This is a genomic window from Kitasatospora sp. NPDC096128, assembly GCF_040303105.1.
GTDB lineage: Bacteria > Actinomycetota > Actinomycetes > Streptomycetales > Streptomycetaceae > Kitasatospora.
Genome location: NZ_JBEOSP010000086.1, coordinates 1 through 16,317 on the forward strand (window position 1 = coordinate 1; position 16,317 = coordinate 16,317).

Annotated in this window: 2 protein-coding genes; both read right to left on the reverse strand. The window is 74.9% G+C overall.

Annotated features, from left to right (window positions below):
• The coding region (locus ABTY61_RS40900; RefSeq protein WP_350510326.1) for a type I polyketide synthase at positions 1-1,781 on the reverse strand (1,781 nt) is incomplete at its 3' end.
• Positions 1,782-1,812: 31 nt separating this feature from the next.
• Positions 1,813-16,308, reverse strand: coding sequence for a type I polyketide synthase (locus tag ABTY61_RS40905; RefSeq protein ID WP_350510327.1), 14,496 nt, complete (start codon positions 16,306-16,308; stop codon positions 1,813-1,815).
• Positions 16,309-16,317 lie beyond the last annotated feature (9 nt).

Below are 16,317 nucleotides of genomic sequence, written 5' to 3' on the forward strand. Positions count from 1 at the left end.
GCACTCACCTCGGCGAGTTCACGACCCATACCGACCCACTGCGAACCCTGACCCGGGAAGACGAACACCGGGCGCACATCGGCCCGGGCCACACCCGAGACAATGGAGCCCGACGGCACACCAGCCGCCAGACTCTCGACGGCGCCCAGCAGTTCGGCGCGCTCGGTCCCGACCACGACGGCCCGGTGCTCGAACACCGAACGCGTCGTCGCCAGCGACCATGCCACCTCCGCCGGCTCCGACTCCGGCCGCGCGGCGACCCACTCCCGCAGCCGCTCCGCCTGGGCCGTCAGCCCCTCGGCCGTCTTGCCCGACACCAGCCACGCGCCGGCCCCGGACACCACCGGCGCCGTCTCCGGCGCCTGGTCGGCCTCGGCGGCGGCCTCGGCGGTCGGGGCCTCCTCCATGATGATGTGGGCGTTGGTGCCGCTCAGTCCGAAGGAGGAGATGCCCGCCCGGCGGGTGCGTTCCCCGGCCGGCCACGGCACCGACTCCGTCAGCAGCTCCACCTCACCGGCCGCCCAGTCCACGTGCGGCGACCGCTCGTCGGCGTGCAGGGTCCTCGGCAACTGCTCGTTCTGCAGCGCCAGCACCATCTTGATCACACCGGCCACACCGGCGGCCTGCTGGGAGTGGCCGATGTTGGACTTCACCGAGCCCAGCCACAGCGGCCGGCCCTCCGGCCGGTCCTGGCCGTAGGTGGCCAGCAGCGCCTGCGCCTCGATCGGGTCGCCCAGCGTCGTACCCGTACCGTGCGCCTCCACCACGTCCACATCCGCGGCCGACAGCCGGGCACTGGCCAGCGCCGCCCGGATCACCCGCTGCTGCGACGGACCGTTCGGCGCCGTCAGACCGTTGGACGCACCGTCCTGGTTGACCGCCGAACCACGCACCACCGCGAGCACCTTGTGCCCGTTGCGCAGCGCGTCCGACAGCCGCTCGACGACGACCATGCCGGCGCCCTCGCCCATCCCCATGCCGTCCGCCTGGGCGGAGAACGCCTTGCAGCGCCCGTCCTCGGCCAGGCCGCGCTGCCGGGAGAAGCCGACGAAGCCCATGGTGGTGGCCATGATCGTGACGCCGCCGGCCAGCGCCAGCGAGCACTCGCCGGCCCGGACGGCCTGACAGGCCAGGTGCAGCGCCACCAGGGAGGAGGAGCATGCCGTGTCGACGGACACCGCCGGGCCCTGGAGCCCGAGCAGGTAGGAGATGCGGCCGGACATCACGCTGGCCGCACCACCGGTCATGAGGTGCCAGTCGAGGCCCTCCATGTTCTGCAGGGACTGGTGCGCGACGTAGTCGGAGGGGGCGACGCCGACGAACACGCCGGTCTGCGAGCCCCGGAGCGCGGCCGGGTCGACCCCGGCCCGCTCCAGCGCCTCCCAGGAGGTCTCCAGCAGCAGCCGCTGCTGCGGGTCCATCGCCAGCGCCTCACGCGGGCTGATCCCGAAGAACCCCGCGTCGAAGCCGGCCGCGTCCCGCAGGAACCCGCCTTCGACCACGTAGGACGTGCCCTGGTGGTCCGGGTCGGGGTCGTAGACGCCCTCGGTGTCCCAACCCCGGTCCCCCGGGAAGCCGGAGATCGCGTCCCCACCGGCGGCGAGCAGCTCCCACAGTTCCTCGGGAGTCGTCACGCCGCCGGGGAACCGGCAGCTCATGCCGACGATCGCCAGCGGCTCCGAGGCCGCCGAGACGAGCTGGCGGTTGCGCTGCCGCAGCCGCTCGGTCTCCTTCACGGAGGCGCGCAGCGCTTCAAGGAGCTTGTCGGCCTGTCCGGTCATCGCTGCCTCCACGCATCGAGCTTCATCAACATCACTCCGCCTCGCCGTCCAGGGCCAGACGGATCAGGCTGTCGGCGTCCAACGCGTCGATGTCCTCGACGTCTTCGCCCTGGTCGCCCATCAGGGCGTCGTCACGGACGTCGGCGAGCCGCATCAGCGCCTCCATGAGCCCGGCGTCACGGAACCTGGACAGCGGCACGGTCGCGAGCGCCTTCCGGAGTTTCTCCTCGGCGGCGTCCGTCCCGCCATGTTCAACCAGCTCCGGCAGCAGCTTCTCCTGCAGGAACGCGGCCAGTTCCGTGGGGTTGGGGTAGTCGAACACCAGCGTGGCCGGCAGTCGCAGCCCGGTGGCGGTGCTGAGGCGGTTGCGCAACTCGACCGCGGTGAGGGAGTCGAAGCCCAGGTCGGTGAAGGCCCGGGTGGACTCGATCGCCTCGGCGGAGTTGTGCCCCAGCACGGCGGCCACGTGGGACCGGACCAGGTCGATGAGCAGGCGCGTCCGCTCCTGCTCGGACAGCCCGGACAGCTGCTGGCGCAGCGAGTCCGCGCCGACGGCTCCCGAGGCCGCGCTGCGCCGTCCCGTCCCGGCGGCGACCAGGGCCCGCCACAGCGGCGGGACCTCCGCGCTGCGGGCGGCCTGCGCCCGCAGCCCGGCCAGGTCCAGCTTGGCCGGCACCAGCACCGCCTCGTCCCGGGCGAGGGCCAGGTCGAGCAGGGCCAGGCCCTCCTCCGCGCTCAGCGCCGCGACACCGCCGCGGTTGATGCGGGCCCGCTCGGACTCGCTCAGCCGCCCGGTCAGCGCGCTGGCGTCGGCCCACAGGCCCCAGGCCAGCGAGGTGCCCGGCAGGCCGGCCGCCCGGCGGTCGGCCGCCAGCGCGTCCAGGAACGCGTTGGCCGCCACGTAGTTGCCCTGGCCGGGGCTGGAGAAGGTCGCCGCGGCCGAGGAGAACAGGACGAACTGCTCCAGGTCCAGGCCGCGGGTCAGCTCGTGCAGGTTCCACGCGCCGTCGACCTTCGGCCGCATCACCGCGGCCACCCGCTCCGGGGTCAGCGAGGCGATCGTCGCGTCGTCGAGGACACCGGCCGTGTGGACGACGGTCGTCAGCGGGGCCTCCGCCGGGACCGTCGCCAGGACGCCGGCCAGGGCGTCGCGGTCGGCGGCGTCACAGGCCGCGATCCGTACCCAGGCACCGAGCTGCGCCAGCTCCGCGGCCAGCGCGGCCACGCCCGGGGCGGCCGGGCCCGAACGGCCGGTCAGCACCAGCCCGTCCGCGCGCCCGGTGGCCGCCAGGTGCCTGGCCACCAGACCGCCCAGGGTGCCCGTACCACCCGTGACCAGTGCCGACTTGCCGTGCTCGCCGTCCTTGCGGGGTGTGTGCAGCTCGGCGGGGACGGTGAGGACCAGCTTGCCGGTGTGACGCGCCTGCTGCATGAAGCGGAACGCCTCCCGCGCCCGCCGCACGTCCCAGGCCCGCACCGGAAGCCCGGTCAGCTCACCGGCGGTGAGCAGTCCGACGATCTCGCCGAGCATCGCGCCCAGCCGCTCCGGGCCGGCCTCGCCCAGGTTGAAGGGCCGGTAGCCGACCCCCGGGTGCTCCGCCGCGAGGACGTCCGCGTCGCGCAGGTCGGTACGGCCCATCTCGACGAACGTCCCGCCGCGCGGCAGCAGCCGCAGCGACGCGTCCGTCAGCTCGCCCGCCAGCGAGTTGACGACGATGTCGACACCCTCACCGCCGGTGGCGGCGAGGAAGGCCGCCTCGAACCCGGCATCGCGGGAGGAGGCGATGTGTGCCTCGTCCAGGCCCAGCCCGGCCAGCACCGGCCACTTGGCCTGGCTCGCCGTGGCGAACACCTCCAGGCCCAGGTGCCGGGCGATCCGGATCGCGGCCATGCCGACACCACCGGCACCGGCGTGCACCAGCACCCGCTGACCGGCCTTCGCACCGGCCAGATCCACCAGGGCGTACCAGGCCGTCATGAACGCGCTCGGGACGGCGGCCGCCTCGGCGTAGGACCAGCCGGCCGGAATCCGCACCAGCTGGCGCGCATCCGTCACGGCGACCGGGCCGAACGCGCCCTCCGCGACACCCATCACGCGGTCGCCGACGGCCAGTCCGGTGACGCCGGGGCCCGCTTCGACCACCGTTCCGGCGATCTCGCTGCCCATCACACCGCCGCCCGGGTACATGCCCAGGCCGATCAGCACATCGCGGAAGTTCAGACCCGCCGTACGGACCGCCACCCGGACCTGACCGGCACCCAGCGGCCCACCCGCCTGCGGCGCCGCCACGAGGGCCAGGCCCTCCAGCGAACCGCCGGCATCCGGCTCCAGCCGCCACAGACCACCCTCGGGCACCGCCAGCTCACCCGCCGGACGGGCCAGCCGCCGGGCGTGGGCCGCGTTGCCGCGGACGGCCAGTTCCGGTTCACCGGTGGCGAGGGCCGTCGGCAGGACGGCTGCGGCCTGGTCGGTCGTGGCCCGGTCGCCGGTGGCGGGCAGGTCGACGAGGACCAGCCGGCCCGGGTTCTCCGACTGCGCCGAGCGCAGCAGACCCCACACCGCGGCAGCGGGCAGATCGGCGACCCGCTCACCGGCCGCGGCAGCCACACCCCCGCGGGTGACGACCACCAGCCGGGCATCCTCCAGACGCTCCTCGGCCAGCCAGCCCTGGACCAGGCCCAGCGCCTCACCGGCAGCCCGGCGGGCACCCTCGGCCGGATCACCACCCTCCAGGCCACCGGCACAGGCCAGGACCAGCACGGGCTCGATCTCCCCCGCTTCGGCGGCAGCGGCCACCTCGGCCAGATCGGCGAAGGACCGCACCGCAACACCGGACGCACTCAACGCCTCGGCCAGAGCGAACCGGTCGGCACCGACCAGCGCCCAGTCCCCGGACGGGGCCTCGGCAGCAGCGATCGGGGCCCACTCCACGGTGAACAGGGAGTCCACCGCAGCGTCCCTGGAACGGAGTTGGTCCGCTGCCACCGCACGGGTGATCAGCGAGGCCACCGACACCACCGGGGCTCCCGTGGCATCCGCCGCCGTGAGCGTCAGGCTGCCCTGGGCGTCACGGCGCAGCCGGGCCCGGAGAACGGAGGCGCCGCTCGCGTGCAGTTCCACACCCGTCCAGGCGAAGGGCAGCCGCACCGTCCCCGGCTCACCCTCCTCGCCACCGGCGACCAGGGCACTGGCGTGCAGCACCCCGTCCAGCAGCGCCGGGTGCAGACCGAACGAGCCCGCGTCCGCGGCGACATCCTCGGGCAACGCCACCTCGGCGAAGAGGTCCTCGCCACGGCGCCACACCGCCCGCAGCCCCCGGAAGGCGGGGCCGTAACCGTACGACGCGCCCGCGCCGGCCTCGTACACGCCGGTGACGTCCACGACCGTGGCGTCACGCGGAGGCCAGACCGCGAAGTCCTCCTCCGCGACAGCGCCACCCTCGGCCGCGACCACCACACCACTCGCGTGCTGCACCCAGCCCTGCTGCGCCTCGGCAGCATCCAGACGGGAGAACACCTCGACCGTCCGCCGCCCGTCCTCATCCGCGTCGGCGACGACAACCTGGACCTGGACGCCGGAACCGTCGGCGGGCAGCACCAGCGGCGCCTGGAGCGTCAGCTCCTCCAGCAGACCGCAGCCCACCTGGTCACCGGCCCGCACCACCATCTCCACGAACCCGGTACCCGGCAGCAGCACCGCCCCGCCGACCACGTGATCGGCCAGCCACGGGTGGCTACGCACCGACAACCGCCCGGTGCACACCAGACCCGCACCACCGGCCAGTTCGACCGCCGCACCCAGCAGCGGATGACCCACCGCACCCAGACCCAGGGACACCGCGTCCCCGCCCAGCGCCGGCGCAGCCGCACGCGGCCAGTAACGCTCGTGCCGGAAGGCGTACGTCGGCAGCTCGACCCGCTCGGCGGACGGCAGAACCACGCGCCAGTCGACGGGTGCGCCGCTCACGAAGGCCTCGGCCAGCGACGTGATCAGGCGCTGGGCACCGCCGTCGTCGCGGCGCAGGGTGCCGCAGACAGCGGCCGGCATCGACGCCGAGTCCAGCGCGACCTCTTCGAGGGTGTCGTTCATCGCACCCATCAACACCGGATGCGGAGTGACCTCCACGAACACCTGGTGCCCCTGAGCGGCCAACGTCCGCACCGCACGGTCGAAGTGCACCGTCGCCCGCAGGCTCGCGTACCAGTAGGCGGCGTCCAGTTCCTCACCCGTCAGCGTCTCCCCCGTCATGGCGGAGACCATCGGGACACGGCCCCTCCGGGGGCTGACCCCGGCGAGAACAGCGGTGATCTCCGCTTCGAGACGGTCCACCTGCGCGGAGTGCGAGGCGTAGTCCACCGCGACCAGCCGGGCACGCACGCCCTCGGCCTCGAACTCCGCCTTCAGCTCCTCCAGACCCTCCGGATCACCCGAAACCACCACGGCGGAAGGCCCGTTGACCGCCGCCAGCGACAGCCGCTCACCGAAGCGCGCGATCCGCTCCTCCACCACTGCGGCCGGGCTGCTCACCGACAGCATCCCGCCCAGACCCGCCAGCACCTTCAGCGACTGGGAGCGCAGCGCCACCACCCGGGCACCGTCCTCGATGCTGAGCATCCCGGCGACGGTCGCCGCAGCGATCTCACCCTGCGAGTGACCGACGACCGCATCCGGCGTCACCCCGGCGGCCTCCCACACCGCCGCCAGCGAGACCATCACGGCCCACAGCGCCGGCTGGACCACATCGGCGGCCTCCAGCGCGGGAGCGCCCTCGGCACCCGCCAGCACATCGGCGAGCTTCCAGTCCACGTACGGCGCCAGCGCCTGCGCGCACTCCGCCAGCCGAGCCGCGAACACCGGGCTCACCTCGGCGAGTTCACGACCCATACCGACCCACTGCGAACCCTGACCCGCGAACGCGAACACCGTCCGCGCACCCGGCCGCGCCACACCCGACACCACCGAACCCGACGGCACACCAGCCGCCAAGCTCTCGACGGCGCCCAGCAGTTCGGCGCGCTCGGTCCCGACCACGACCGCCCGGTGCTCGAACACCGAACGCGTCGTCGCCAACGACCACGCCACCTCCGCCGGCTCCAGCTCCGGTCGCACGGACACCCAGTCGTACAGCCGCTCCGCCTGCCCGGCCAGACCCTCGGCCGACCGGCCGGAGAGCAGCCAGGCCGAGGCCTCGCCGGGCTCGACGGCCTTGGCCACGTCGGCCCGGCCGTCGGCCCCGAACTCGCCGAACTCGCCGAACTCGCCGGAGTCACCGGACCCGGTCGGCTCGGCGACCGCGGGGGCCTCCTCCAGGATGACGTGCGCGTTGGTGCCGCTCAGGCCGAACGAGGACACGCCGGCCCGGCGCACCCGGCCGTTGACCGGCCACGGTGCCGCCTCGGTCAGCAGCTCCACCGCACCGGCCGACCAGTCCACGTGCGGCGACCGCTCGTCGGCGTGCAGGGTCCTCGGCAACTGCTCGTGCCGCAGCGCCATCACCATCTTGATCACACCGGCCACACCGGCCGCGGCCTGGGTGTGCCCGATGTTGGACTTCACCGAACCCAGGCGCAACGGACCGCTGTCGCCCCGCTCCTGGCCGTACGTCGCCAGCAGGGCCTGGGCCTCGATCGGGTCGCCCAGCTTGGTACCGGTGCCGTGCGCCTCGACCACGTCGATGTCGGCGGTCGTCAGCCCGGCGTTGGCGAGCGCCGCGCGGATGACGCGCTGCTGGGAGGGGCCGTTGGGCGCCGTCAGACCGTTGGACGCACCGTCCTGGTTGGTCGCGCTGCCCCGCAGCACCGCGAGCACCTGGTGCCCGTTGCGCCGCGCGTCCGAAAGCCGCTCCACCACCAGGACGCCCGCGCCCTCGGCGAAGCCCATGCCGTCCGCCGCCGCGGAGAACGCCTTGCAGCGCCCGTCCGCGGCGAGGCCGCTCTGCTCGCTGAAGCCGACGAAGCCCTCGGGGCTCACCAGGATGGTGACACCGCCGGCCAGCGCCATCGAGCACTCGCCCGAGCGCAGCGCCTGGGCGGCCATGTGCATCGCCACCAGGGACGACGAGCAGGCCGTGTCGACGGTCACGGCCGGGCCCTCCAGGCCCAGCGCGTACGACACCCGGCCGGACAGCACGCTCGTCGCGTTGCCGGTGATCAGGTGGGCCATGCCCTCGATGTCCGCGCCGTAGCCGTAGCCGGACGTGTACCCGCCGACGAAGACGCCGGTCGCGCTGCCGCGCAGCGACTCCGGGTCGATGCCGACCCGCTCCACGGCCTCCCAGGAGAGTTCGAGGAGCAGGCGCTGCTGCGGGTCCATCGCCAGCGCCTCACGCGGGCTGATCCCGAAGAACCCGGCGTCGAAGCCGCTCATGTCCTGGACGAAGCCGCCGGCCTGGACGTACGAGGAGTTGCCGAGGGCCTCCAGGTCCCAGCCGCGGTCCTCCGGGAAGCCGGAGATGCCGTCCCCGCCGGAGGCCAGCAGGGCCCACAGCCCGTCGGGGTCGACCACGCCGCCGGGGTAGCGGCAGGCCATCCCGACGATCGCGATCGGCTCGTCGGCGGCGATCACGGCGGGCACGGCCGCCGGGGCGTCGGCGCCGTCCGGCACGGACCCCAGCAGCTCCGCCTCCAGGTAGTCGGCCAGCGCCGCCGTGGTGGGGTAGTCGAACAGCAGGGTCGCGGGCAGCCGCAGGTCCGTGGCGGAGCTGAGGTCGTTGCGCAGTTCCACCGCGGTCAGCGAGTCGAAGCCGAGTTCGCTGAACGCGCGGTTGACCCCGACCGTGTCGGACGAGGCGTGGCCGAGCACGTGCGCGGCCTTGGCCTGGACGAGCTCGGTCAGCGCCCGGCGCTGCTCGGCCCGGCTCAGGCCGGCCAGGCGGGCCGCCAGGTCCTGCTCGACGGGTGCCGCCGGGACCTCGGCGAGCATCGCGCCCAGCCGGTGGATCTCCGGCAGGTCCCGCATCAGGGGGACCTGCAGCAGGCTCGCCGCCGACTGCGGCGCCGCGAGGATGACGGACCAGTCGATGTTCGTCACCGTCAGCACGGTGTCGCGGCCGTCCAGCGCCTCGCCCAGCGCGCGAACCGCGAGCTCCGGGTCCATCACGCCTTCCCACTGGTTGCGGGCCAGCCGCTGGCGCGCCGCCTCGGAGCCCTGCGCGACACCGGCCGCCCACGGGCCCCAGGCCACGGCGAGCGCGGCCAGGCCGCGGCTGCGCCGGTTCTCGGCCACGGCGTCCAGGTAGGCGTTGGCCGCACCGTAGTTGGCCTGGCCGGGGCCGCCGGTGGTGGCCACCACGGAGGAGAACAGGACGAAGGCGTCCAGGTCCAGGTCCGCGGTCAGCTCGTCGAGGTGGGCCGCGCCGGCGGCCTTGGCCGCGAGCACCGACTCCAGGCGGGCCGCCGAGAGGCCGTCGATCACGCCGTCGTCGAGCACCGCCGCCGTGTGCACCACCGTGCCCAGCGCGGGGCCGGTCGCGGCGATCCGCTCCAGCAGCCCGGCCAGGTGCGACCGGTCGGCCGCGTCACAGGCCACCACCTCCACGCCGGTGCCCCGGGTGGCGAGTTCGGCCGCCTGGGCCGCGACGCCGGCGGCACCGGCACCGGACCGGCTGGTCAGCACCAGTCGCTCGATGCCGCGTCCGGCGAGCCAGCGGGCGACGTACCCGGCGAGTGCACCGGTACCACCGGTGATCAGCGCGGTTCCGTTCGTCGGCTCCCAGGTCCCGGTCACCGCCGGCTGGGGGGCGTGGGTCAGCCTGCGGCCCACGATCCCGGCCGGCCGCAGCGCGGCCTGGTTCTCGTCGCAGCCGGCCAGCACGGTCACCAGCTGCGCGCCGGTCCGCTCGTCCAGGACGGGCGGCAGGTCGATCAACCCGCCCCAGCGGTCCGGGTATTCGAGTCCGACGACGCGGCCGAAGCCCCAGACCTGCGACTGCAGCGGGCTGGTCAGCACCTCGCTCGGGGAGGTGGCGACGGCGCCGCGGGTGAGGATCCACAGCGGGGCGAGGACCTCGGCGTCGCCGAGGGCCTGCACCAGGCCCAGGCTGGCGGCCAGACCCACGGTCACCACGGGGTGGGCGGGCAGGCGCGTCTCGTCGGTCGCGAGCAGCGACAGCACGCCGGACACCGCGGCGGTGCCCTGCTGCGCCGCCTGGATCAGCGCGGCGATCTCGGTCCGGTCGACGGTGCCGGCCGGGACCTCGACGAAGACGACGTCGGCCCCGCGGGAGGACAGCGCCGCCACGCAGCCCTGGGCCACGTCGCCGTCGATCTCCCCGGCGGGCAGGACGACCAGCCACCGGCCCGACAGTCGGGCGAGGCCGCCGGGCTCGGTCGCCGGCGACCAGGTGATGCGGTAGCGCCACGCCTCGGTCAGCGAGCGGTCGCGCTCGCGGCGGCGCCAGGACGCCAGGGCGGGCAGGACGGCGCTGAGTTGCCGCTGGTCCTCGATGGCCAGCGTGTCGGCGATGCGGGCCAGGTCGCCGCCCTCGACGGCGGCCCAGAACTCGGCCTCCGCCTGGGTGCTCGCACCGTCACCGCCCAGCAGGGGCACGGGTACCTCGGCGGCCTGCAGCCAGTACCGCTGGTGTTCGAAGGCGTAGGTCGGCAGGTCCACCGGCTCGGCGGCCGGCAGCACGGACTTCCAGTCGACCGCAAGACCACCGACGTAGGCCTGCGCCAACGCCGTCAGCAACCGGGCCGCACCCGCGTTCTCACGCTCCAGGGTGCCGACCGTCAGTACGTCCGCGACACCCGCGTCCTCCGCCGTCTCCGCCACCGCCGCGGTCAGCACCGGATGCGTCGACACCTCCACGAACGACCCGTACCCGCCGCCCAGCAGCGTACGGACGGCCTCCTCGAAACGGACCATCCGCCGCAGATTCGCGTACCAGTACCCGGCGTCCACCTCGGTACCGGTGAGCCACTCGCCGGTCACCGTCGAGACCATCGGCACCCGGCCCGCCCGCGGCGCGATCCCCGCCAACTCCCCGGCCAGCACCGCCTCCAACGGCTCCACCGCCGGGGAGTGCGCGACGAAGTCCGTCGCCGGGATCCGCCACCGCAGCACCTTGCGCGAGGCCAGCTCACGCTCGAACTCCGACAACGCCTCCGGCTCACCCGACACCACGACGGCCGCCGGGCCGTTCACCGCCGCCACCGACAGCCGCTCACCGAAGCCGTCGACGATCTCACGCACCGCCGCCGACGGCATCACCACCGACACCATCGAACCCTGCACCGACAGACCCGTCAGCGCCCGCGCCCGGACGGCCACCACCCGGGCGGCATCCTCCAGCGACAGCATCCCGGCCACCGTCGCCGCCGCGATCTCACCCTGCGAGTGACCCACCACCGCATCCGGCGTCACCCCCGCGGCCTCCCACACCGCCGCCAGCGACACCATCAGAGCCCACAGCACCGGCTGCACCACATCCGCCGTGTCCAGCCCCGGAGCACCCTCCACACCCTCGACGACCTCGGAGAGCCTCCAGTCCACGAACGGCGCCAACGCCGCCTCGCACTCCGCCAACCGCGCCGCGAACACCGGCGACGACGCCAGCAACTCCCGGCCCATCCCGACCCACTGCGCACCCTGACCCGCGAACACGAACGCCGTCCGACCACCCGAACGCGCGACCCCGGAGACCACCGAAGCGGACCGCGTACCCGCGACCAGCCCCCGCAGCCCGGACACCAGCTCGCCGGGCTCGCCACCGACCACGACCGCCCGGTGCTCGAACACCGAACGCGTCGTCGCGAGCGACCACGCCACCTCCGCCGGCACCAGCTCAGGACGCGCCGACACCCAGCCGGCCAGCCGCTCCGCCTGCCCCGCCAGCGCCTCCGCCGTACGACCCGACACCAGCCACGCCGCCGGCCCGCCCTCGACCACCGCGGGAGCGGCCGGAGCCGCCTCGACCTCGGTGTCCACCGGTCCGCCGTCCGCGACCGGGGCCTCCTCCAGGATGAGGTGCACATTGGTGCCGCTCATCCCGAAGCCGGAGACACCGGCCCGGCGTACGTGCTCCCCGGTGGGCCACGCCACCGGCTCGGTCAGCAGCCGTACCTCGCCCGCCGACCAGTCCACGTGCGGGGTCGGCTCGTCCACGTGCAGCGTCTGCGGCAGCTGCTCGTTCTGCAGCGCCAGCACCATCTTCATCACACCCGCCACACCGGCGGCCGCCTGGGTGTGCCCGATGTTCGACTTCACCGACCCCAGCCACAGCGGCCGGCCCTCCGACCGCTCCTGGCCGTAGGTGGCGATCAGCGCCTGCGCCTCGATCGGGTCGCCCAGTGTGGTCGCCGAACCGTGCGCCTCCACCACGTCGACCTCGTCGGCGCGGACCCCGGCGTTGGCCAGCGCCGCGCGGATGACGCGCTGCTGCGAAGGACCGTTCGGGGCGGTCAGACCGTTGGACGCACCGTCCTGGTTGATCGCACTGCCGCGGATCACCGCGAGCACCTGGTGCCCGTTGCGCCGGGCGTCCGACAGCCGCTCGACCACCAGCATGCCGGCGCCCTCGGCGAAGCCGGAGCCGTCCGCCGCCGCGGCGAAGGACTTGCAGTGCCCGTCCAGCGAGATGCCGCCCGCCTTGGCGAAGGCGACGAACACGCCCGGGGTGGCGGTGACGGTGGCACCGCCGGCGAGGGCGAGCGAGCACTCGCCGGCCCGCAGGGCCTGGGCGGCCAGGTGCAGGGCCACCAGCGAGGACGAGCACGCGGTGTCCACCGTCACCGCCGGGCCCTCCAGGCCGAAGGTGTAGGACAGCCGGCCGGAGAGCACGCTGGTCGCGTTCCCGGTCACCAGGTGCCCCTCGACGACATCGGTGCCCTCCAGCGGCACGTCGGTCGCGTACCGGGAGCTGTAGCCGCCGACGAAGGCGCCGGTCTGGCTGCCCCGCAGGGACGCGGGATCGATCCCGGCCCGCTCGAAGGCCTCCCAGGAGGTCTCCAGCAGCAGCCGCTGCTGCGGGTCCATCGCCAGCGCCTCACGCGGGCTGATCCCGAAGAACCCCGCGTCGAACGCGCTGGCGTCCTGCACGAACCCGCCGGCCTGGGTGTACTCCGAGCCTTCCGGGTCGGAGTCCGGGTAGAGGCTTTCGAGGTCCCAGCCGCGGTCGCGCGGGAACGGGCCGATCGCGTCCGAGCCGGAGGACAGCAGATCCCACAGCCCCTCGGGGCTGACCGCGCCGCCCGGGAAGCGGCAGGCCATCCCGACGATCGCGATCGGCTCGTCGGCGGCGATCACGGCGGGCACGGGCGCCGCGGACGCGGCGACGGCGGGCAGGTCGCCCGCCAGCTCCCCGCGCAGCAGCGCGGCCAGGGCGGCCGGCGTGGGGTAGTCGAAGACCAGCGTCGCGGGCAGCCGCAGGCCGGTCTCGGCGTTCAGGCGGTTGCGCAGTTCGACGGCGGTCAGCGAGTCGAAGCCGACGTCGGTGAACGGCCGGCCGGCGTCGATCGCGTCGGCCGAGGCGTGCCCCAGGGTGGCGGCGACGTGGGCGAGGACGAGGTCCAGCAGCACCCGGTCGCGCTCCGCGCCGGAGACCGCCGCGAGCCGCCGGCGCAGCGCGTCCGCCGCGTCGGCGCCCGCGCCGGGGGCGGCGGCCGAGGCCGTGGCACGCCGGACGGACACCCCGGCCAGGGTCCGCCACAGCGGCGGGACGTCGGCGCTGCCCGAGGCCTGTGCCCGCAGCGCGGCCACGTCGAGGCGGGCGGGCATCAGCACCGCCTCGTCGCGGCCCAGCGCGACGTCCAGGACGACCAGGCCGTCCTCGGCTCCGAGCGGGACGAAGCCCCGGTCGATGCGCGAGAGGGAGGTCCGGTCGAGGTTGCGGCCGATGCCGGATTCGTGCATCCAGGGGCCGAGTTGCAGCGACATGCCCGCGAGGCCCGCGGCCCGGCGGTAGCCCGCCAGCGCGTCCAGGAAGGAGTTGGCGCAGACGTAGCTGCCCTGGCCGGCCGCGCCGAAGGTCGACGCCGCGGACGAGAACAGGACGAAGTGCTCCAGGTCCAGGTCCCGGGTGAGTTCGTGCAGGTGCCAGGCCGCGTCGACCTTCGGCCGCATGACCGCGGCCAGCCGCTCCGGCGTCAGCGACGCGATCACGCCGTCGTCGACGACGCCCGCGGAGTGGACGACGGAGCCCAGCGGGCAGTCGGCCGGGACGGCCTCCAGCACCGCGGCCAGCGCGTCCCGGTCGGCCGCGTCGCAGGCCGCGATCCGGACCCAGACGCCCAGTTCCGCCAGCTCGGCCGCGATGGCGGCCACCCCGGCGGCTCCCGGGCCCGAGCGGCTGGTCAGCACCACGCCGCCGGCCCGTCCGGTCGCGGCCAGGTGGCGGGCAACCAGCGCGCCCAGGGTGCCGGTTCCGCCCGTCACCAGCAGCGAACGGGCCGCCGGAGCGGCGGTCGGCTCGCTCGGCCAGAGCACCGGCACCAGGTCGCCGGAGGGGCGGGTCAGCCGACGGCCGTAGGCGTCCTGTCCGCGCAGCGCCAGCTCGGGCTCGTCGGCGGCGACCACAGCGGGCAGCAGGGCGATCTGCTGCCCGGCGTCGACGGCGGACAGGTCGACCAGGAGCAGCCGGTCCGGGTTCTCCGCCTGCGCCGAGCGCAGCAGGCCCCGGACGGAGGCCGCGGCCAGGTCCGTCGCCGCCTCGCCGACCGCCTCCACGGCGCCGCGGGTGACGACCACCAGCCGCGCGCCGTCCAAGGCCGGCTCGTCCAGCCACTCCCGCACCAGCCGCAGCGCCTCGGCGCCGGCCCGCCGGACCGTCTCCGGGAGGTCGGTGCCCGTGTCGCCGTCGATGCTCGCGTCGTGGTCCACGCCGAGCAGGGCGTCGGCGCACACCAGCACCGTGCCCGGGCCGTCCTCGCCCGCCTCGACGGCGGCTGCCAGCTCGGCGGTGCCGGCGAAGGAGCGCACCTCCACGCCCGCCGCGGCCAGCCCGTCGACCAGGCCGAAGCGGTCGGCGCCGAGCAGCGCCCAGCTGCCGGCCGGAAGGTCGGACGGAACCACCCGGGTCCAGTCCTGGACGAACAGGGAGTCGCTCAACTCGTTCTGGGAGGAGCGCAGTTGGTCCATCGAGACCAGCCGCTTCACCAGCGAGCCGACCGTCACCACCGGGGCGCCGGTGGCGTCCGCGGCGGTCAGCGACAGGCCGCCCTGGGCGTCCTGGCGCAGCCGCACCCGCAGCACCGAGGCGCCGCCCGCGTGCAGCTCGACGCCGGTCCACGCGAACGGCATCGGCACCTGGCCCGGCTCGGCCTCGACGACCGGTGCGGCCAGCACCGAGGCGTGCAGGGCCGCGTCGAGCAGCGCCGGGTGCAGACCGAACGCGCCCGCCTCCTGCGCCGCCGGCTCCGGCAGCGCCACCTCGGCGAACACGTCCTCACCGCGGCGCCAGGCGGCCCGCAGGCCGTGGAACGCGGGGCCGTAGACCTCCGCGAGGTGCACCGGGTACAGGTCGGTGACGTCAACCGGCTCGGCGCCCTGCGGCGGCCACGCCGCGAGGTCCTCGTCGGCCTTCCCGGCCGTCAGGACGGGGGCGACCACGCCGCCCGCGTGCAGGACCCACGCCTGCTGCGCGCCCGCCTCCTCGGGGCGGGAGAACACCTCGACCCGGCGACGGCCCTCCGCGTCGGGCGCGGCCACGACGACCTGGAGCTGGACACCGCTCTTGTCGGCGGGCAGCACCAGCGGTGCGTGCAGGGTCAGTTCCTCCAGCAGGCCGCAGCCCACCTGGTCGCCGGCCCGCACCGCCAGCTCCACGAAGCCGGTTCCGGGCAGCAGGACGACCCCGCCGACCGCGTGGTCGGCGAGCCACGCGTGGGTGCGCAGCGACAGCCGGCCCATGCACACCAGGCCGGCGCCGCCGGCCAGTTCGACCGCCGCGCCGAGCAGCGGGTGGCCGACCGCGCCCAGGCCCAGCGACATCGGGTCGCCGCTGCCCGGGCGGGACGAGCGCAGCTCGCCCAGCGTCCCCTTCGGCCAGAACCGCTCGTGCTGGAAGGCGTAGGTCGGCAGGTCCACCTGGCCGGCGGCGGGCAGGACGGTCTTCCAGTCGACGGGGGCGCCGTTGACGAAGGCCTCGGCCAGCGAGGTGACCAGGCGGGTCGCACCGCCGTCGTCACGGCGCAGGGTGCCGCAGACGGCGGCGGGGACGGCCCCGGGGCCGGCGGCGCGGGTGGCCTCCTCCAGTGACTCCGTCACCGCGCCCAGCAGGACGGGGTGCGGGGAGACCTCCAGGAACACCCGGTGGCCCTGAGCGGCCAACGTCCGTACCGCACGGTCGAAGTGGACGGTCGCCCGCAGGCTCGCGTACCAGTAGCCGGCGTCCAGCTCCTCGCCCGTCAGCGTCTCGCCGGTCATCGCGGAGAGCATCGGGATACGGCCCTGACGCGGTGCCACGCTCGCCAGGACGGAACGGATCTCCGCCTCCAGGCGCTCGACCTGCGCGGAGTGCGAGGCGTAGTCCACCGCGACCAACCGGGCACGCACACCCTCGGCCTCGAACTCCGCCTTCAGCTCCTCCAGACCCTCCGG